The organism is Enterococcus sp. DIV1767, assembly GCF_050542585.1.
GTDB classification, from domain to species: Bacteria; Bacillota; Bacilli; order Lactobacillales; family Enterococcaceae; genus Enterococcus_D; species Enterococcus_D innesii.
Genome location: NZ_CP172936.1, coordinates 1,293,876 through 1,312,950, shown reverse-complemented (window position 1 = coordinate 1,312,950; position 19,075 = coordinate 1,293,876). Strand labels below are relative to the sequence as shown.

At 42.4% G+C, this 19,075-nt stretch carries 17 protein-coding genes and 1 riboswitch; of the genes, 6 read left to right on the top strand and 11 right to left on the bottom strand.

The window, feature by feature from the left end:
* Nucleotides 1-1,122, bottom strand: coding sequence for an exonuclease SbcCD subunit D (locus IGI78_RS06330; protein WP_140965480.1), 1,122 nt, complete (start codon nt 1,120-1,122; stop codon nt 1-3).
* A gap of 255 nt (nt 1,123-1,377) precedes the next feature.
* Here IGI78_RS06330 and anmK point away from each other — a divergent pair, with 255 nt between their 5' ends.
* From anmK to IGI78_RS06315, 3 genes are all read left to right on the top strand, one after another.
* Entirely contained in the window at nt 1,378-2,538 is a 1,161-nt protein-coding gene (gene anmK / locus IGI78_RS06325) for an anhydro-N-acetylmuramic acid kinase AnmK (protein WP_140965479.1), read from the top strand.
* A 21-nt stretch (nt 2,539-2,559) separates the two neighbouring features.
* Nucleotides 2,560-3,855, top strand: coding sequence for a PTS sugar transporter subunit IIC (locus IGI78_RS06320; protein ID WP_005229683.1), 1,296 nt, complete (start codon nt 2,560-2,562; stop codon nt 3,853-3,855).
* Nucleotides 3,856-3,973: 118 nt separating this feature from the next.
* On the top strand, nt 3,974-5,065 hold the full coding sequence (locus IGI78_RS06315) for a DUF871 domain-containing protein (protein WP_140965477.1): 1,092 nt from the start codon (nt 3,974-3,976) through the stop codon (nt 5,063-5,065).
* A 53-nt stretch (nt 5,066-5,118) separates the two neighbouring features.
* Here IGI78_RS06315 and IGI78_RS06310 read toward each other — a convergent pair whose 3' ends face one another.
* Nucleotides 5,119-5,754, bottom strand: coding sequence for a lysophospholipid acyltransferase family protein (locus tag IGI78_RS06310; RefSeq protein ID WP_005229679.1), 636 nt, complete (start codon nt 5,752-5,754; stop codon nt 5,119-5,121).
* A 137-nt stretch (nt 5,755-5,891) separates the two neighbouring features.
* Here IGI78_RS06310 and IGI78_RS06305 point away from each other — a divergent pair, with 137 nt between their 5' ends.
* A complete protein-coding gene (locus IGI78_RS06305) occupies nt 5,892-6,626 on the top strand; it encodes a tRNA1(Val) (adenine(37)-N6)-methyltransferase (RefSeq protein WP_140965475.1) in 735 nt (244 codons plus the stop codon).
* Nucleotides 6,616-6,894 carry a GIY-YIG nuclease family protein gene (locus tag IGI78_RS06300; RefSeq protein WP_123834404.1) on the top strand — a complete coding sequence of 93 codons (279 nt, stop codon included), beginning with the start codon at nt 6,616-6,618 and terminating at the stop codon, nt 6,892-6,894. Before IGI78_RS06305 ends, IGI78_RS06300 begins: the two co-directional genes overlap by 11 nt.
* An 82-nt stretch (nt 6,895-6,976) precedes the next feature.
* Here the strand turns inward: IGI78_RS06300 and IGI78_RS06295 are convergent, their stop codons facing one another.
* Nucleotides 6,977-7,669, bottom strand: coding sequence for a hypothetical protein (locus IGI78_RS06295; RefSeq protein WP_140965474.1), 693 nt, complete (start codon nt 7,667-7,669; stop codon nt 6,977-6,979).
* A 231-nt stretch (nt 7,670-7,900) separates the two neighbouring features.
* Nucleotides 7,901-7,973: riboswitch (Fluoride riboswitch) on the top strand.
* A gap of 91 nt (nt 7,974-8,064) precedes the next feature.
* Here IGI78_RS06295 and IGI78_RS06290 point away from each other — a divergent pair.
* Nucleotides 8,065-9,276 carry a chloride channel protein gene (locus IGI78_RS06290; RefSeq protein ID WP_195265752.1) on the top strand — a complete coding sequence of 404 codons (1,212 nt, stop codon included), beginning with the start codon at nt 8,065-8,067 and terminating at the stop codon, nt 9,274-9,276.
* A 62-nt stretch (nt 9,277-9,338) separates the two neighbouring features.
* Here the strand turns inward: IGI78_RS06290 and efp are convergent, their stop codons facing one another.
* The 8 genes from efp to IGI78_RS06250 all read right to left on the bottom strand — a co-directional run bounded on the left by efp (nt 9,339) and on the right by IGI78_RS06250 (nt 19,063).
* Nucleotides 9,339-9,899 carry an elongation factor P gene (efp, locus tag IGI78_RS06285; protein WP_005229668.1) on the bottom strand — a complete coding sequence of 187 codons (561 nt, stop codon included), beginning with the start codon at nt 9,897-9,899 and terminating at the stop codon, nt 9,339-9,341.
* A gap of 74 nt (nt 9,900-9,973) precedes the next feature.
* On the bottom strand, nt 9,974-10,912 hold the full coding sequence (locus tag IGI78_RS06280; protein ID WP_229045611.1) for a cation diffusion facilitator family transporter: 939 nt from the start codon (nt 10,910-10,912) through the stop codon (nt 9,974-9,976).
* Nucleotides 10,913-11,016: 104 nt separating this feature from the next.
* Nucleotides 11,017-11,586, bottom strand: coding sequence for a DUF2179 domain-containing protein (locus IGI78_RS06275; protein WP_005236782.1), 570 nt, complete (start codon nt 11,584-11,586; stop codon nt 11,017-11,019).
* A gap of 349 nt (nt 11,587-11,935) precedes the next feature.
* Nucleotides 11,936-12,697: a hypothetical protein gene (locus tag IGI78_RS06270; RefSeq protein ID WP_140965470.1), complete on the bottom strand. Its 762-nt coding sequence runs from the start codon at nt 12,695-12,697 to the stop codon at nt 11,936-11,938.
* An 81-nt stretch (nt 12,698-12,778) separates the two neighbouring features.
* Nucleotides 12,779-15,232 (bottom strand): glycogen/starch/alpha-glucan phosphorylase, encoded by a 2,454-nt coding sequence (locus IGI78_RS06265; protein ID WP_195265750.1) that lies wholly within the window; start codon nt 15,230-15,232, stop codon nt 12,779-12,781.
* A gap of 117 nt (nt 15,233-15,349) precedes the next feature.
* Complete coding sequence (gene glgA, locus IGI78_RS06260; protein ID WP_081119136.1) at nt 15,350-16,783, bottom strand: glycogen synthase GlgA; 1,434 nt, start codon at nt 16,781-16,783, stop codon at nt 15,350-15,352.
* On the bottom strand, nt 16,780-17,931 hold the full coding sequence (glgD, locus tag IGI78_RS06255) for a glucose-1-phosphate adenylyltransferase subunit GlgD (RefSeq protein ID WP_077452536.1): 1,152 nt from the start codon (nt 17,929-17,931) through the stop codon (nt 16,780-16,782). Before glgD ends, glgA begins: the two co-directional genes overlap by 4 nt.
* Complete coding sequence (locus tag IGI78_RS06250) at nt 17,921-19,063, bottom strand: glucose-1-phosphate adenylyltransferase (protein WP_016610807.1); 1,143 nt, start codon at nt 19,061-19,063, stop codon at nt 17,921-17,923. The genes glgD and IGI78_RS06250 overlap by 11 nt, the downstream gene beginning before the upstream one ends.
* Nucleotides 19,064-19,075: the final 12 nt, after the last annotated feature.

The following is a 19,075-nucleotide window of genomic DNA, read 5'->3' as shown; positions in this document are numbered from 1 at the left end:
CTATTCCCTCTTTTCCACGACAAATGCTTCATTTAACCCTTGTTCGATCCATTTGGTTTGTGAATCGAGCAATGAATCTCCTGTCATCTCTTGAAAGAAATGACTGATCAAAGTCTGTGGATCGGTTTCTCGTGTCGTTATTTGTCTTTTTTTTGTCTGTTCCCGTCCATTCAACCGTTCGACAGATAAAACAAACGGATAAATTTTTCGCAACTGATTCATCATATTTGGGATCACAGCACGATCCGTCAGCAGAAAATGCCAAAACGCCTCACGATCCAGATCACGGTAAAAAACCGGATCGATCAACTCCTCAAAGGACGCCGTCAGCTGCTGGATATCCCTTTTTGGTGTCAGCGGAATAAATTCATTGGTATCTTTTACGGTATCAACAAGATAGATCCCTTTTTGGTTCGTCCGTTCAGAAAGAGAAAATTTCAGCGGTGAGCCGCTGTAGCCGATTTTCGGATGTTTCAGAGCCGTATTGGCATGTAAATGGCCTAAAACCACCCGATCAAAAGGTGCAAAAGCGGTGGTCGGCACACTGTCCAATCCGCCAACTTGAATTTTCGTTTCAGAATCCGTTTGGCTAGCGCCCGCCACAAAAAAATGGGTCACTAACACTTGTTTTTTTGACGAATCAAAGTGCTTGGTCATCTCCTCAATCACTCTTTGGACACTATCTGAAATTTTCATTAACGGTTCGTCAAAAAATATCCGGGCCTCGATCGGTTCGAAATAAGGCAGTAAAAAGAATTGTGTATCGTCAAACTCAACCGGTTGTAAACTTTGTTCGATGCTAGTGGACAGATAAAAACGTGTTTGTTGAAACCACTGACTGCCGGTTTCTAGCCGCGTTGGGCTATCATGGTTTCCTGAGATAGCCAATAATGGCAGTTCATTCGTTAAATTGATTTCAGCGATTTTTTCATTTAGTAATTTGACTGCATCAACAGCAGGAACAGAACGATCATAAAGGTCCCCCGCAATGACGATGGCATCGACCTTTTCTGTTCTTGCTAGCGCTATGATTTGATCAATGATTGCTCGTTGGTCTTCCAGCAGATCATAGCCATGTAGTTTTTTTCCGATGTGCCAATCAGCTGTATGTATAAAGCGCATTTCTTCACCTTCTTAAAAAATATCCTTCCAATCATTATACCACTTTCCCTGATAGTTAGACATCTCTCTTCCAGCGAAATTTCATTTACCACCCATTTTTGATAAAAATAGCGAACACCTGACATCATTATGTTGAAATGTTTTTTCAATTATAAATTTATATCTTGAAATATAATTACACTTCATTTACAATGAGTGTGAAATCGAATTCAACAATCGCTTTCATCACTATTTTATAAAGAAAGGAGAAACGATATGCTAGCAATAGGACTCATGTCAGGAACCAGTTTGGATGGGATCGACGCTGCTTTAGTAAAAATCAACGGCTGCGGTACCGAAACTGACGTTCAGCTGATGGAAATGGTTACTCTGCCCATTGGTGAAGAATTGAAGGAACAAATAAAAACCGCTTGTGATCCGGTGGAATCAAATGTTCCCCTCATCTGCCAATTAAATACTGAATTAGGGTATCAATTTTTGAAAGCGTGTCAAATCCTCTGCCAAAAAGCCGGTATTGAAGAAAAAAGCATTGATTTTGTTGCCAGCCACGGACAAACGATCTGGCACTCCCCCGATGCTGATCCAGCGAAAAACAGCACCTTGCAAATTGGCGAACCTTCGATTATCGCTTATGGCTTACAAACGAAAGTCGTTGCCGATTTTCGAGTGATGGATATGGCTGCTGGTGGTCAAGGCGCCCCTCTTGTTCCTTATACAGACTATCTGCTCTATCAATCAGACACCAAAAATCGTTTGCTGCAAAATATTGGCGGCATCGGCAATGTTACTGTACTACCAAAAAGTGGCGGCTTAAAGGAGCTGTATGCCTTTGATACAGGTCCAGGGAATATGGTCATCGATGAATTAATGGTTCAGCTATTCGGTCAGCCTTATGATGCGTTTGGTGAAACAGCCCGAGCGGGAGCAATTATACCCACCTTGCAAAAGGAATTAAGAACTCATTTTTATTTGTCCCAGCAACCGCCGAAAAGCACCGGGCGTGAGCTTTTTGGAAAACAATTCGTGCAGCAGTTATTGACCAAGTATCCCGAAGCAGCACCTGAAGACTTGGTGAGGACTTTAACCGATTTCACCGCTTTTTCCATCGCTGACAGTTACCAACGGTTCATTTTTCCTCAGTTGGGAACAAACGATATGGAAGTGATTCTCTCGGGCGGCGGTGCTCATAATCATCTGCTGATTGAGCTGATCCAAGGCTATTTACCCGAGTCAGTAGCCGTTGTAACACAAGATGACATTGGCGGTTCGAACGATGCCAAAGAAGCGGTGGCTTTTGCCATCTTAGGAAATGAAACCCTTCACAGCCGTGTCAATAATGCCCCTGCAGCAACCGGGGCAGCCCAAGGCGTGATTTTAGGAAAAATCATTCCGAATCCATGGGAAGTAAAAATGTGAAACACCTTAGGAGGATAAACCATGTTAGATAAATTCACTCAATTCATCGAACGCCATCTGGCAGGACCGATGGAAAAACTTGGCAGCCAGCGTCATTTGCGAGCGGTTCGTGACGGGATCGTTTCAACATTGCCATTGATTATCGTCAGTTCGTTCTTTATGATTTTAGCCTTTCCACCGCTGCCTCAAAGTTGGGGCATCTATCAATTCTTGTCTAGCAATGCCACAACGATCTTATTGCCTTATCGAATGACGATGTACATTATGAGCTTGTATGCGGCATTTGGGATTGGATACAGTCTTTCTCGCTCTTATAAGCTTGATGGACTTTCTGGTGGGATCCTAGCTACGACTGCCTTTTTACTGACCTTCACCCCGGTCAATATCCCAGCAGAAGCTTTGGATGCTGCTGGAACGGTCGGCTTTGTCTTACCAATGGCCAATTTAGGGAGTGCTGGAATGTTCGTGGCGATCATCACCTCGATCCTTGCTGTTGAGATCTATCGATTAACGGACAAATCGAAATTTAAAATCACGATGCCAGAACAAGTCCCACCAGCAGTCGCTCGCTCTTTCGAAGCCTTGACCCCTACTTTAGTCATTATTTTAGGAATGGGCGCGATCACTTACTATATCGGTTTTGACTGGCACACGATCGTTGCAAAAGTCGTCGATCCTTTAGTCAGTGCCGCAGATACCTTGCCAAGTGTGCTTTTGATCACCTTCTTGACGACCTTCTTCTGGTCATTCGGGATCCATGGTGCTTCTATCGTTGGGTCACTGGCTCGTCCATTATGGTTACAGTTGTTAGAAGGAAATACCACAGCGCTTGCTTCAGGAGATATGATTCCCAATATCGCAGCCGAACCATTTTATCAATGGTTCATCTGGATCGGTGGGGCGGGTTCAACGATTGGTTTGGCTATCTTGTTAGCGTTTCGCACCAAATCGGAATTCGGTTCAAAACTAGGAAAAACAGCCTTAATCCCAGCTATTTTCAACATCAACGAACCACTGATTTTTGGTACACCGATCGTTTTGAACCCAATCTTGATCCCACCTTTCATCATTGCACCACTGATCAATGGCGTCATTGCGTGGGTCGCTACCTCAGCTGGTTTAGTCAATGCAGTTACGGTCAATGCCCCTTGGACATTGCCTGGACCCATTGGCGCTTTCTTAGCGACTGGCGGCGATTGGCGTGCGATCGTGCTAAATGTTCTTTTGATTCTTTTATCGATCCTGATCTATTACCCATTCGTAAAAATCTATGACAAAAACGAATTGGAAAAAGAAAATCAACCAGTCGCACAATAATGTGTAAATAACGGTCGTACGAAGTACCCACCAAGACAAACAGAAGAAGCGGTCCTCAGCAGCTTTTTCCAATGCCAAGAGGTGCTTCGTGCGGTTTTTTTAGAAAGAAGGAAAACCATTGAAACGAGAAATTGGCCTTTCGATTTACCCCGACCATAGCGATCCGTTACTGGATCAAGACTATTTAAAAAAAGCTGCTGCCCTTGGTTACTCTCGCTTATTTATGAGTATGCTAGAAGTCAGTGAAGGCAAAGAGACCGTCAGAAAAAAATTCTCTTCGATTATCGGTTTTGCCAAGAACCTTGGCTTTGAAACGATATTAGATATTTCGCCAGCTGTTTTTAGTGATCTGGCGATCTCTTATGACGATCTTAGCTTCTTTGCAGAATTAGGTGCGGACGGTATCCGCTTGGATCAAGGGTTTGATGGCAATAAAGAAGCCCAGCTGACCTTTAATCCATTTGGCTTGGCGATTGAATTGAATATGAGTAATGATGTGAACTATTTAGAAAATATCCTTTCTTACCAAGCCAATGAACCTTTTTTATATGGCTGCCACAATTTTTACCCCCAACGAGGCACAGGCTTAACGGAGGCTTTTTTCCGCAGCTGCAGCCAACGTTTCAAAAAATATGGGTTGAAAACAGCCGCCTTCATCACTAGTCAATCAGCCAAAATTGGTCCTTGGGAAGTCAATGATGGTCTGCCAACCTTAGAATCTTGTCGCGATTTACCATTGGCGCTGCAAGGAAAGCTGCTTTTTGCTTCTGGGTTGATCGATACGGTGATTATTGGCAATGCCTATGCGTCGGATGCAGAACTGAAAGCTCTGGCGGCGATCGATCGCTACAAACTGACCTTTGGCGTTTCCGTAGAAGCAGAAGCCAGCGAAATCGAACGGAGGATTTTAGCTGAAACCAATCATTTTCGTCGCGGTGACAGTAATGCGTTAGTCGCTCGTTCCACACAATCACGGGTGAAATACCGTCCCATCGAAAACCTCCCTCATACAAACCAAGAACCGTTTGCTTATGGGGACATCGTTATCGGCAATGATACCTTTGGTCAGTACAAAAACGAATTGCAGATCGTTTTGACCCCTCACCAAGACGCCCGAAAAAACAAAGTCGGCGCTATTCCCAAAGAGGAGTTGCCTTTGTTGGAATATTTGAAACCATGGACCAAATTTGCTTTCGAATTGTTGGATTAAATCGTTAGAAAAAAGCCGCTGATCACAAAAGGATCAGCGGCTTTTCTTGCGTATTAATCTTCTCTTTTGGACTCATCGATTTGATAAACAAATGACGGATCGATCGCTTGATCCAGTGTGTCAAATGCACCTTGGATGCGCCGTTCCACTTCCGCCAAGCCCTCTTTGTCCATCTTTTTGATGTCACTGATGTCAATGGGCTCCCCAAAGCGGACGGTCACTCGCTTGCGTTTAAATAAATCCTTTAACGTCAGCGGTCCTTGATAAACAGAGGGAACGATCTTGACTTTGGCCATTTTTGCGATCAACGCCATGCCACCTTTTAAAGCCGTTGCATGTCTGGTACCACTTGGAAACATGATCAAGCTAAGATCGGTTTCCTTCAAGATTTTGACTGGCGTCTTTACCGCACTCGGTCCCGGTTTGTCCCGTTTGACTGGAAAAGCATTGGCATGGATCAAAATGAACCGTAAAATCGGATTTTTGAACAGCTCTTCTTTCGCCATAAAACTAAATTTCTTTGGCCGAGCAGCCACTGCTAGGTACAATGGATCCCACCAGGTTCGGTGAGGAGCCACTAAAATATAGTTTTCATTTTTAGGTAAAACCTCTTTGTTTTGATAACGAGCATTGCCGTTGATCAAAAATAATACTACGCGAACCACACCGCGCATAAAGCGAAAAAACATACTCATTTTCCTTTCTATTTCTCTCCTATTCAAGTATGCAAAAAAACGGTTTAAATGACAAGCATTTTTTAGCGTTTCCCATTATTCTTAATCGTAGTATAATACATTGAAATGAATTTAGAACAGGAGTATGCTTCATGTTGCAACCGAACGAACGCATCGACCAATTGTATGCCGATGACATCAAGATCATTCAAAGTTCCGAAGTTTTTTCTTTTTCATTAGATGCTGTCTTATTAGCAAATTACGCTAGAGTGCCAAAAAGAGGTGTGATCGTTGACCTTTGTGCAGGGAATGGTGCAGTCGGTTTATTTATCAGCAAAAAAACGACCGCTCATATTTATCAGGTCGAATTACAGGAACGCTTAGCGGATATGGCGCAGCGCAGTATCGAATTAAACAACTTGCAAGACCAGCTGACGGTCTATCCTATGGACTTGAAGGACCTCTTTCAAAAAATCAAACCTGATTCCGTCGATCTTTTGGTCTGCAATCCGCCTTATTTTAAAAATGTACCGACGGCGATCAAAAACCCGAATCCCTATTTAGCGATCGCACGGCACGAGATCACCACAACTTTAGATGAAGTGATCCAAACCGCAAGCAAAGCATTAAAAATGAACGGACGGTTTGCGATGGTTCATCGACCGGATCGCTTTCTTGATATTTTGGACCATATGCGTGCCCATCGAATCGCCCCAAAACGCGTCCGCTTCGTCTATCCGAAAGTAGGCAAAGAGGCAAATATTTTATTGATTGAAGGAATCAAGGATGGTAAGGCGGATGGCTTTAAAATTGATTCCCCTCTCATTACCTATGATGAAACAGGTGCCTATAGTTCAGAAGTGAAGGCGATGCTCTATGGCTGCTGAGAATCATTATTTTTATGTCTTGCGTTGCAACGATCAGTCCTTCTACGGTGGTTATACCACAGATTTGAGTCGCCGCTTATTAGAGCACAACAAAGGGATCGGGGCAAAATATACCCGTCCTGCTAGTCGCAGACCTTTGCAAATGATTCATGCAGAAAGCTTTTCCACTCGCAGTGAAGCCACTCAAGCAGAAGCCGCCTTCAAAAAATTGCCTCGCAAAAAGAAAGAGGACTACCTAATCAGTCATAGGAAAAGCAATGTTATCTGACCAAGCAAAAAAACTACCTGCGCAAGGAAGATTCCTGCTTGAGGAAACTTCCTTGCGTGACTTAGGTAGTTTTCTTTTATGGTTATTCATTCCTATTCGGTAACGCCCATTGGGTTTGACTTTTCCCGAATTCTTTCGGGATCACAGAATCAACGGATTGATATTCGAGGGTTTCTTGGGTCTTTGAAATCGTAATTGCCGTTAAATAGTTGTTGGTTTCGGAATAGAATCCAATTGTTTCAAAGGAAGGATCCGTCAAATGGTATTGAACCCCCTGCAGTTTAGCAGTTGTTTCCTCTTCCACAAATGTCGGTTGATAGCGAGCATAGTAAACCTGGGCGCCCATTTTAAAATATACGGAGTTATGAGCAGAACCAAGATATTCAATCTCCCGTTCCACCGGTATTGCTTGATAGATTCCTAAAGTTTCAATCGCTTCATTGCTTTGGATGCGCTGATAAATTGCTGTAGTATCAGATTCATAATATTTATAGCCTAGAAACATTTTTTCGCGGTCTCGGATATTCGGTGTGATCAGCGCATTATACGTTTTGAATTCACCATACATTTGATCACCAATAAAAAAACCTAATAGACACGTAACGACTATGCCGCCAAGCAATAGCGTCACTTTCGGGTTGCGGTTTTCTCGATAAAGCAGAACCATCAGGAACCCTAATAACGCAATCAGACCAACCACCATGAGAATTGGTAGGATCACATAGTAAAAACGCTCACTTTGCAGCCATTTTTCGCTCGTCATAAATGCAATCATTTTTTCTTCCCCTTCGATTCCTCCCTACCCACTGTTTTTCCCTTGGTCAAACAGTAGAAGGATCGTCCTTTCATCCCTTTTCTTGTCAGTGACTCTTACGACGCACAATTCACATGTAAATTCTTATGAAATTAATTTTACCATAAGTATGTATAAAAGATAAGTATTCGTTGGATTGCTTTTCACGACCAGCATCCATTGACAAAAGGAGGGTTTTATCAGATAATATTAATGCTAATCGGGAATGAATGTCTCCCTCAGTTCTTACTGAAACCGCAATTTTGCTAATGACTTCTACCACTTTTTTTAGTGTGTAGTAGTCATTTTTTATTTTCACTCGTTCGTCATAGTTGCAAGAGCATTATTCCTATATTTTTTAAAGGATCGTGATTGAAATGAAGAAACAAAAAACAATGTATTTTGAACTGGTTGCATTAGGATTGCTCAGTCTAGTGATTGGGGTGCTTGCTGGAGCCGTCGATACTTTCTTTGGTATAATCCTACTTTCCTTAAGTGCCTTTCGTGAAAGTCATTTTTTGCCCTTGATTCTCTTTTTACCAATTATCGGTATTTGCTTTACTTTCCTGTTCCAAAAGTATGGTGACCGAAGTCCTCAAGGAATGAATTTAGTGTTTTTAGTCGGACATGAAGAAGAAAAAGACATTCCGTTGCGCTTGATCCCATTTGTGATGGTGGGAACCTGGCTAACGCATTTATTTGGAGGAAGTGCCGGCAGAGAAGGGGTGGCAGTTCAATTAGGAGCCACCATTGCCAATCGTTTAGGAAAATGGCTGCGACTAGAAAAGTATGCCAGCACCCTGATCATGATTGGGATGGCTGCGGGATTTGCTGGTTTATTTGAAACCCCGATCGCTGCGACGTTCTTCGCACTGGAGGTACTTGTCATCGGTAAATTCAGTCATCATGCACTCTTACCGACTTTGCTGGCTGCTTTCACCGCTAGTACGACTTCTCAATTGTTAGGATTAGAAAAGTTTAGTTTTGCTTTGTCACCGTCCCCCGATTTGACTTTGGCTGTTTTTCTGAAATTACTTTTGATTGGCTTACTATTTGGTATTGTTGGCGGCAGTTTTGCGGGATTATTAGAAACGATGAAACGGATCATGAAACGACGGTTTCCTCATCCTCTCTGGCGTATCGGCATCGGTTCACTCGTGCTAGTCTTACTTTTTGTCCTTTTGTACCATGGTCGTTATTCAGGTTTAGGAACGAATTTGATCAGCGCCAGTTTTGCTGATCAACCCATTTATTCTTATGACTGGCTGTTTAAGTTGGTATTAACCGTACTGACCATCAGTATTGGTTTTTTGGGTGGGGAAGTCACCCCTTTGTTTGCGATCGGCGCCTCTTTGGGCGTCGTGCTGGCACCACTCTTTGGACTGCCCATTGAACTGGTGGCAGCCCTAGGCTATGCCAGTGTCTTTGGCAGTGCTACTAGCACTTTATTTGCACCGATCTTTATCGGTGGGGAAGTTTTTGGTTTTGAAAATCTGCCGTTGTTTGTGATCGTCTGCTCCGTCGCCTACTTTGTCAGCAACCCCTATAGTATCTATCCCTTACAAAAGTCATTGGCAGATGGGAAATGATGCACTTTTGATCCCTCATCCAGAGCAAAAGAAAAAACCGCGAACAAATCGCGGTTTTTTTCTTATTTCGCACGTTTCAAGTAGGTACCTTCAGCTGTATTGATTTCTAGCATTTCGCCTTCTTCAACAAAGTCAGGAACATTGACAACTAAGCCCGTTTCCATCGTTGCTGGCTTGCCTGAACCAGTCACAGTCGCCCCTTTGATTGATGGCTGTGTTTCAACGACTTTCAAGATCACACTTGATGGTAATTGCACGCCGATTACTTCGCTGCCGAAGAATTGGATTTTTACTTCCATATTTTCAAGAATGAATTTCATTTCTTCTTCGACCACTTCAACTGGAATTTCGTATTGTTCATACGTTTCCAGATCCATGAAGAATGCTGTATCATCCATTGTGTACAAATATTGTACAGCTTTCGTATCGATATGCGCTTTTTCAAATTTTTCTTCGGGACGGAAGGTTGTATCGTAAGTCGAACCAGTCCGAACATCTCGTAATTTCATACGCATAACCGTATTTCCCTTACCTGGTTTGTGATGGCTAGCATCTAATACTTTGATAAGTTTGCCGTCTTGAACGAATGTCATTCCAGCTCTTAAGTCACTTGCATTGATCATAATTTTGAAATCTCCTTCACTATGTGATAATCCTTGTCTATTGTATCAAAAAAAGCTGCTTTATTCTAGCTAAATCAGTGGGAAGGTCGCACAAGTTTACGGCGTTTCTCCATATAGTGAGGGTCATACTCATCTGTCTCAATATAAATATAGACTTTTTTATCTGCCATTTGGTGTCGAATCTCGGCTTCAATCTCATTAATGATCTCATAGCCGACCTCTTCTTGTTTTGCGGCAATATCAACTTTTGCCGCAATCAAAATTTCTGCTGGTCCTAAATGAACCGTTTTAACATCAATCAAGCGATCAACATCTGGCCGTTCAAATGCTCTTTTGATCACTGCTAGATCCCGTTTTGTGACACTTTCGCCAATCAGTAGACTATAAAATTCGCGGGCTAAGAAAATGGCTGCTACCATCAATAAGAGACCAATCAATAAACCACTGAAGGCATCAAAAAATGCGTTACCCGTAATTATGGTTAGAATCGTACCAAATAGTGCGATCATTAGGCCGATCATTGCACAAAAGTCTTCTGTGAAAATAATCAGAATCTCACTATGCCGACTTTCTTTCAAAAAACGATAGATTGGTTGACGTTCCACATTCAGTTCGCGGATCTCCTTGATCGCGATCCACAACGAACTTCCTTCAACGATCATCCCGAAAATCAAAATAGCGATCACCAACCAAGCGTTACCAACTTCATGGGCAGGATGCAGCAGCTTTTCTACCGCTTCCATCACACCGAGTGCGCCCCCACCAAAGAAGAGCATCATGGCAACGATCGTGCTGAAAAAATATTTCGCTCGACCTTCACCAAACTGATGCAGTTCACTTTGTCCCTTTGTTGCCCGTTTATCCCCGATCAACAAAAAGATTTGATTGCTACAATCTACGACACTATGAATGCTTTCATTCAGCATGGCCGCACTGCCACTTAGTGCATAACCGACAAACTTACTGATTGCCACCAAAATGTTTGAGATCAAGGCAGCGATGACCGCCATCATGCCATTTGCTTTCTTTTCCACACCTAACGCTTCCTCTCATCAATAAACTCCCTGCTTTATACTCAGCTATTCTTCTCGAATGAATCATGCCTGACTAAACTCCTTCAATCAACAGGTGCTTGTTTTTTTAGCTTCGCTTCTCGGCGGCTGATTTTTTTGGTCCAAAAACCGCCTGAAATATACTTGGGTTCATAACTGATGATGAACGCTCGTTCTTCCACTGCTTTGATCGTCTGATAGAGCTTTTTCTCACTTTTTCTTTGGGAGAGAATCTCTAAAATCAGTCGCGGTCCTTCTAAGCCTTCTCCATAACTTTGTGTAACTCCGTAGCCTTCTTGTCGTAAGATCTTAGGCAAACTTTTTTCCTCATCCGTATTACTAGGCAAGATCACGGTAACCATTGTGTACCCGAGAGCCAGCTTATCTTCGATTTTGATCCCGATACTGACTCCAGCGGCATAGCCTAGCGCATAGAACAAGAGATTCAGTGGGTTATCCAAACGATCCAATACCATAGATAATCCTAAAATATAGATCGTGATCTCAATCATACTCACTAATGGGGCAATCACACGATACCCTTTCATTGTCAATAAAAATCGCAATGTATTCAATGTAACATAGGCGAGATTGATAAAGAAAATCATCGCCAGCATTTGTAGATCAACTTCCATCTTTGATTCCCCCTTGTTCTTAGCATATCAAAAGGTCAGCGAAAATTAAAATATTTGAGCAGGAGTTAACTACTAAAACACTATAATAAAATCAATCAAACACCTCCATGAATAATAGCACCGTTTTTTTCAAAGACGCTCAGAAAATGAGTACACAATTTGCGATTCACTCCCTTTCATAATCTACAAAAACCAGTTTCTCCATCGAGTGATGCAGACCTCCGACTGTCATACATTCATTTGTTACAATGACTACTCAAAAAACCAGTTAGATTTAAGTTTCTAACTGGTTTCATCCGTATTTTTTCTTTCAATTCTGGTTCCTGCTATTTATTTTCTGTTTGCTAAGTTACTCCGAACGAAAATAACCGTTTGCTGAATCCTCCCGTTGATCGTCTTCAATCATTCCTTGTAAAGAACGATCTAGAACGGACCGCTTTTTATCGCCATTTTTTTTGTTATTAGCGCGAAACTCACTGCGAGTCATGCCCACCGATTGGGGGCGATTGAATTTCTTTACCGTCGGATCATTTTCTTCTTTGACTTGGTAGGCTGCTGGTTCGTTATCAAATAACAAATAACTCTCTTGTTTTTTTGCCATTGCATCCATCAAGTCATTAGACGTAATTTCTGGTTTTTGTTCATCAGGGATTATTGAAGCTGGGATATATTTAGGAACAAAATACGAACGCCCTGAGTACTCTTTTTTTGGTGATGAAGCTACTTCCGCTCGTTCTTGTTTGCTTGTGACTTGATAAGAAGAGTGCTTAGCATCCTTACCAAAAAAATTGGTTTTTCCTGTCGGCATCTGCTCTTTCACCGGACGTTTTCCATACTGAGGTAAGTTGGCACGGTGGTTGGCGAGTTCTTCTTTTTGACGCACATTATGTCCGCGATCCCGTTGGCTTGACTGCACTTTACGCTGCAAAGATTGATTTTCTTCCTTGTGAGAATGACTCACGGTATCTTTGATTTCTGTTAAAATCCAATCATCTGCTTTACTGAAGGCGGGGCGATGCTCAGATTGCAGTTTCACACCATCTGTATCATCATAAGCAGGAAAACGGAAGTGTTTTCGTTTCACATCTAAATAATTTGCCACTGTACTCATCCTCTTACATGCATTTTTTTCATCATACCACAAATAAAAGAGAATTTCACGAAAGACTACACCATTTCAACCGAAGTCACTTCAACTGTTCCCCAAGGGAGGCACTGACTCCGTCAAGCTTGCCGCATTTGGTTCTTTGATATGGGCAAATAATGGATCGATCTGCCAAATATCTGCTGCATAATTTCGCACCGTTTCATCCGCTGAAAACTTCCCAGCATTCGCAATATTCATTAGACTGATTTTTTGCCAGCGATGGGTATCTTGATAAGCAATATCTACCCGATGCTGTGCATCACAATAGGCGAGGAAATCTCTTAATAAAAAGTACTCATCATTGTATTTCAAAAGTGAATCAAAAATCTCGCGACCTTCTACTTGGATATTCGGGATCGTCCCATCTATAAAGGCATTGACTACCCGTTGTAATACTGGATCTGACTCATAATACGCATAGGCAGAATAATTACGCTGGGCGTAATACTGATACACTTCTTCTTCCGTTAGCCCAAAGATCGCAATGTTTTCATCACCGATCGCATCTCGAATCTCAATATTCGCACCATCTAAAGTGGCGATCGTTACTGCCCCATTCAGCATTAATTTCATATTACTTGTTCCCGATGCTTCTTTTGAAGCCAACGAAATTTGTTCACTGACATCCGCTGCTGGAATAATTTTTTCTGCCAAAGAAACGTTGTAATTTTCTAAAAAGACAACTTTGATTTTGTCATTGATGCTTTCATCATGATTGATCAGATTCGCCACTTCATTGATGACTTTGATGATTGATTTGGCATAGTGATAGCTTGGTGCTGCTTTAGCGCCAAAGATAAAGACTCTTGGATAAAACGTTGCAGTCGGATCGTCTTTGACCTCAAAGTAGAGCTTCAAGATGTGCATGAGATTTAACAATTGTCGCTTGTAGGCATGTAGTCGTTTGATTTGCACATCAAAGATTGCTGTTGGGTCAACTGTGACACCAGTCGTATGTTGAATGTAACGAGACAGCGCTCGTTTATTGCTCATTTTTGCGTCGGCAATTTGTTGCAGAACGGTTTCGTCCTTATAATAGTTTTTGAGCAGTTGCAGGTCTAATGGATCATTGCGCCAGCTTGTACCGATGGACTGATCCAGCACTTTGGCTAACGGTTGATTGGCTAGCTGAAGCCAACGCCGTTGCGCGATGCCGTTGGTCTTATTGTTGAAACGGGCAGGATAAATAAGATAAAAGTCATGGAGTACCACTGATTTTAGTAAATCAGAATGGAGCTTGGCTACGCCATTGACACTGTGGCTGCCGATGATGGCGAGATGTGCCATATGGACTTGATCATCAATAATGATTCGCGTCCGTTCCAGTAAGACTTGCGGATGGACCCCTTGCATCGTTTCCACAAAACGGCGATCAATTTCTTTGATGATCTGATCCATTCTCGGCAAAACTTCTTCAATCATGCGCACGGGCCATTTTTCTAAAGCTTCCGCCATAATCGTATGGTTCGTATAACTCATGACTTTCACGGTGATCGACCACGCTTGTTCCCAAGCAAGGCCTTCTTCATCAACTAAAATGCGCATCAGTTCTGGGACACAAAGGGCTGGGTGCGTATCATTGATGTGGATCGCAACTCGTTCACTCATCATGGCCAAAGGTAAATTTAACTTTTTATAATAACGGACGATACTTTGGATCCCTGCAGACACAAAAAAGTATTCTTGCATCAGCCGGGTCCGTTTGCCTGTCTCATTGGAATCATCGGGATACAAGACCGCTGTCAGATTTTCCAACGCTTGGCGCGATTCTAGTGTGGCATAGTGCGCCTCATCTTCTGCAGGGACCTCAACACTCCATAAGCGCAAGGTGTTGAGATGGTGATTTTGATAGCCAACCATTGCTGTATCATAAGGAACCGCCCGCCAGGTAAAGCCACCTTCATAGACTGGGGCTAATTTTCCGTCCTCTCCGGTAACGAGATAGACCTGTCCGCCGAAACGAATTGGCACCGCCTTGCTTTCTTTGCGAACTTCCCAAACATTCCCCGAACGCAACCAATCATCGGGCAATTCTACTTGATGACCGTCAATAAATTTTTGTTTAAATAATCCGTAGCGATAGCGAATCCCATTGCCATTTCCCGGCAAACCTAAAGAAGCTAATGAATCCATAAAACAAGACGCCAAGCGACCCAGGCCCCCGTTGCCTAAAGCCATGTCTTTTTCTGTTTCCGCAACATCGTCAAGTGAAACCCCTAGCTCTTCAAAAACGGCTTCTGCTTGCTCCAACAGCTGCATATTCAACAGATTGCTCTTTAACATTTTGCCGGGTAAAAATTCGATAGAAAAATAATACGCTTGTTTTTGATCCTCCAACAAGAGATTTTTTCTGGTCTGGCGCCAGTCTTCTGAATACAATTGCTTCACAACATTGGCTAGTGCCTGAAACAATTCCTGCGGCGATGCTTCATCGATCTCTATCGCAAACAGTTCGTGCACGTTGGTTTCTAGCAGTTCACGCAATCGTTCTTTTGTCATAGGGTTACACTCCTTTATGCTAACCGTTTATAAAAAAGAAGAATTCTTGCCGCCAGAATGGCTAGTCATACAACTAACCGTTCTGTTGCAGACAAGGATTCTTCTGTCTTAAAACAATCAAACTTTGATATTATTATACAACTCAACATAAAGATCTGAGCTTTGATTCCAGCTAAAATCTTTTTTCATTGCTTGCTTGACTAAAGCGTTCCAGGTTGTCTGATCCGATTCGTACAATTCGATTCCTTGTTTCAAGGCATTCATCAAGTAGAATGGTGAAAACTCTTGAAAGCCAAAGCCGGTACCTTGTTTGGTGATCGGATTATAGGAATCTACCGTATCTTTCAAGCCACCGATTTCATGGACGACGGGTAATGTACCATAACGCATCGCGATCATCTGCGATAGTCCACATGGTTCAAAGGCGGAAGGCATCAAGAAGAGATCCGCTGCTGCGTATAACTTTTGCGCCAATGCGATATCAAAAGAAATCGCGGCGGCACATTTGTCAGGATATTTCTGCGCAAAGTAACGAAAGCCTTCTTCAAAATCATGCTCACCGGTTCCCAATAGGATAAACTGGACATCAAATTGCAAGAGGTTTTCCATTTCTTCAAGAACTAAATGGAACCCCTTTTGAGTGGTCAAACGACTGACAACGGAAATCAACGGAACCTCTTTACGAGTTGGCAAGCCAAACTGTTCTTGTAGCGCTCGCTTGTTTTTGGCTTTTCCTGATAAATCCTCGACACTGAAAGGATAGTCCAAATGAGGATCGGTTTCTGGATCGTTCATTTCATAATCAATTCCGTTTAAGATGCCGCTGAGTTTGCCGCTTTCCATACGTAAAATGACTTCAAGCCCACAGCCGAACTCAGAGGTTTTGATTTCTTCACTATAGGAAGGACTGACGGTCGTGATGCGGTCAGCATACAAGATTCCTGCCTTCATAAAGTTCAAGCAATCGTTTAAGCGCAAGGTTCCATCATCGTATCTTTCCGTACCCATCCCAAAAAGATCTGGTAATATATCGCGACTATACCACCCTTGAAACCCAATGTTATGGATCGTCAAAACGGTGCGTATGTTTTGATACGCTTGAATCCAATGATATTTTTCTTTGATCAAGAACGGAATCATCGCCGTATGGTAGTCATTGACATGAACGATGTCTGGAATAAATTCAATGCGTTCCATCATTTCGATCACGGCTAATTGGAAGAAAGCAAAGCGTTCCCCATCATCATAAAAATCATAGAGACGTTCGCGACCAAAATAATAGAGATTGTCTATGAAATAATAGGTCACAGAGCCTAGAACTAATTTTTTGATCCCACAATATTGCTTGCGCCAGCCGACCGCCACTTCAAAGGAAAAACAATCCTCCATTTGGTCTTGGTATTCGGCAGGCATTTTCGTAAAGTAAGGTAAGACGACAACTGTTTCGACGCCTTTTTTGACCAACTCTTTTGGCAATGCACCTGCAACATCCCCTAATCCGCCTGTTTTAAAAAACGGGGCGCATTCTGCTGCTGTAAACAAAACCTTCATGCGCTTGCTCCTCCGATAACATCTTCTGTCACATGAGAATTCTTCTTAATAACGATCGGCGCATCTTTGGTTCCCTGAACTTTTACACCTTCTGCGATGGTCACATTTTTATCTAAGATCGCATAAGAAACTTCCGCACCTGCTTTGATTTCGTTATTCCCGAAAATGATTGCGCCTTTGACTTTTGCCTCAGGATGGATTTTCGTACGACGGGCAACCAGTGACTGTTCGACCATACCTTCCACGATGCAACCAGAAGCAAAATGGCTGTTTTTCACCTCAGACGTCTCCGAGTAATAGGTTGGTACTTCATTCTTCAATTTGGTATAAATTTTTTGATTCGAATAAAGCAATGAAGTGAATTTGTGCACATCTAACATATCCATGTTGGTTTGATAATAAGAAGAGATGTCGTAAATATTACTTAAATAACCAGTATATTCATAAAGGCCGGTATTCTCTACAGAGATCATTTCTCTTAAAAATTGACCGAGATCCGCCGTTGCGCCAACCGTTTGGCCTTCTTTAAGAGCCGTGATCAGTCGATCCGTTTGAATAATAAAAATATCCGTACATAAATTGACTAAGGAGCCAACTTCCCCTTTTTTCGCTTGGATCGCTTCTTCTAAGTGACCTTCACTGTCAACATTGAACAACAAGTCGCTTTCAGAAACATGATCACTGCCGATACGTTTATACACCACAGTCATTTCATTGCCTTGTAGTTGATGAATTTTCAGCAATGCACGCAAATCAATGTTGCATAAGATCTTACTGCCCATAAATACAGTATGATCTGATTTGGATTTTTCCAGATAGTCAATGACATTATAGTAGTACTCTTGCCCTTCGGCTTGCTTTTTCAATGAGTCTTGGAATAAGTGGATAAAGAACCGGTTTTGTACGCCGTCCAAGTTCCACTCTTTTCCGCCACCGATATGATCGAAGACCGACTGCGTTTCTCCTTCATTGAAAATCATATAGACTTGTTTGATATTGGCATTTTCGATACTTGAAAGATTGAAATCTAGCAAGCGATATTTGCAATCAAATAACAAGGTTGATAGCGGACGATTTTCCGTTAATGGCATCAAGTCTTGGTATCGCTGTAGGTTCCCTAAAATTGCACACATTTTATTAGTTCTCATCAATCGTCACCCCTAAAATTTCAGAATAGCCGACTACGGCAATTTCGTCTGTTCCATCGATTTCTGCGTCGTCACCAATCACTGCATTTTCCCCAACGATCACTCGGTTTAATTTGACGTTTCTGCCGATCACCGCTCCTGGCATGATCACACTGTCTTTGATGGTCGAGCCTTCTTTCACTTGCACATTCTCTGATAAAATGCTGTGCTCGATCTCCCCAGCAACATAGCAGCCATCCATCACAAGCGAATTTCTTGCAGCACCGGTTTCAGTTACAAAATGTGGGGGTGCGATTGGATTTTTAGAGAACACTTGCCAGCTTTTATCACGGATATTCAACTCCATGGCTGGATCAATAAATTCCATGTTGGCTTCCCATAAGGAATCGATCGTTCCTACGTCTTTCCAATAGCCAGAGAAGCGATAGGCAAAAACGTTGTCGCCGCTTTCGAGATAAGAAGGAATGACATGTTTCCCAAAATCGACCATTTCGCCGTCTTTTGTGTAATTACTCAATAGCATACTGCGTAGACGACTCCAATCAAATATATAGATCCCCATCGAAGCAAGATTGCTCTTTGGTTCGGCTGGTTTTTCATCAAATTCGATGATGCGGTCATTTTTATCAGTATTCATGATCCCGAAACGAGAAGCATCTTTCATCGGAACTTCGAGAACTGCGACCGTCAATGAAGCATCATTTTCTTTGTGTTTTTCCAGCATTTCTTCATAATCCATTTTATAGATATGATCGCCGGATAAAATCAAGACATATTGCGGATCCATCTCATCGATATAGGCGATGTTTTGATAGATGGCATGGGCGGTTCCTTCAAACCATTTTTCGCCTTCTGAATTTGAATATGGCTGTAAGATGGTCACTCCGGTACTGATGCCATCCAATCCCCAGCTCGCACCATTGCCGATATGGTTGTTTAGTGCTAATGGCTGGTACTGAGTGACAACACCCACATTTTTGATTCCTGAATTGACACAATTACTCAACGTGAAATCGATGATCCGATATCTGCCACCAAATGGAACCGCTGGTTTAGCAATATTCTTTGTTAATTTCCCTAATCGAGTCCCTTGTCCCCCTGCGAGGATCATTGCTAACATCTCTGTTTTCATTTTATTTGGTGA